This is a genomic window from Candidatus Saccharimonadia bacterium (assembly GCA_035544015.1).
GTDB lineage: Bacteria > Patescibacteriota > Saccharimonadia > UBA4664 > UBA4664 > UBA5169.
Genome location: DATKIP010000020.1, coordinates 1 through 1,132, shown reverse-complemented (window position 1 = coordinate 1,132; position 1,132 = coordinate 1). Strand labels below are relative to the sequence as shown.

At 57.5% G+C, this 1,132-nt stretch carries 2 protein-coding genes; one reads left to right on the top strand and one right to left on the bottom strand.

Annotation, left to right across the window (positions count from 1 at the left end):
- On the bottom strand, positions 1 to 533 hold a 533-nt coding region (locus VMT30_02060; protein ID HVQ43728.1), incomplete at its 3' end, for an IS4 family transposase.
- A gap of 156 nt (positions 534 to 689) precedes the next feature.
- Between VMT30_02060 and VMT30_02055 the strand changes: the two genes are divergently transcribed.
- Positions 690 to 1,132: hypothetical protein (locus VMT30_02055; protein HVQ43727.1), on the top strand; the 443-nt coding region annotated here is incomplete at its 3' end.

Genomic DNA, 1,132 nt, shown 5'->3' with positions numbered 1-1,132 from the left:
GTGCGCTTGTCGCGGTTGGACCATAGCAGACCTTCATGGATGCGCACGGCGAGCGGCACGCAAAAGACGCTGTTGGCCGCATGGACGAGCAAGCCGACCGCCTGCATGGAATGCCCCATGATGTATTCTGGCTTGGTGTTTGATTCCGACTGCTGATGCAGGAGCTTTACGGCTGGCATTTTCTTGCCGCGTTTAGGGGCTTTGATGCCATCCCCGACCAGGACCAGCCGGTTGTTGACCCACACGAGGCTTGGGAACAGCTGCAGCACAACTTGCGCCCACAAGGCCGAAAGCCGGTCAAGTTTGATGCCACTGCTGTGAAAGTGATCGAGCAGTTTGGTGTAGAGCCTGGGCCGTAGGTTCAAGGCTCGCACAATGCTGGTGACACCCAGCAATTCCAGGCGCACCGTCAAGCCGGCCACGGCGGTGACGAACCACATAAAGGTTCGCAGGCGCGAGAATGCCGGCCGCAGAAGAAGGATTGCATTCCACCAGATAGCCCACAGCGATAGTGGCAGTCCCCGATCCGGCATGGTCGCATCCACGATTCAAGTTGGGTCGGGTCACCCAATAGGCACCATAGATTCATAATTCGTTAACCATGTTTGGGCTCATGATCCGGATAAGACGAGACCGAGCTGCGTTGCGGCAATCGGAGCCGACGAATATTCCGGCGCCTTGACGGCACGATGGATATTCCGGAGCACGCGCCGCCGCGCCAACACAAAACGGGTCGCGACGGCCCAGACCTGTTTGAGGACATCATGGGCAAGCAACGCCGGGAACAACCGCAAGACAGTATCTTCGCGAACAACCCTTTCCTTGATGGGCTCTTTGATTGGATGGACTCACCCGAGGGCCAGCAATCCATCGAGGTCCGCGACGTCCTCTGGAACTGGCTGGAGGACGTGCAGATCGACGCCAAGCAACGCAAATTGATCTGGCCAGACGCAGAACGGCTCGATCTTGAGCAATCTATTCAGCGCGTCCAGAAAAAGTACCCGGACTTTCCCCGCAACGAGGTCGAGGAGTTCTTACTTGACTGGATTGATATGGGCTACGATCCGGAAAACTACTCCCAGGCGCAACTCGACGAACTTGACAGCCTCACAGAGCGATGGGTCGCCGACCA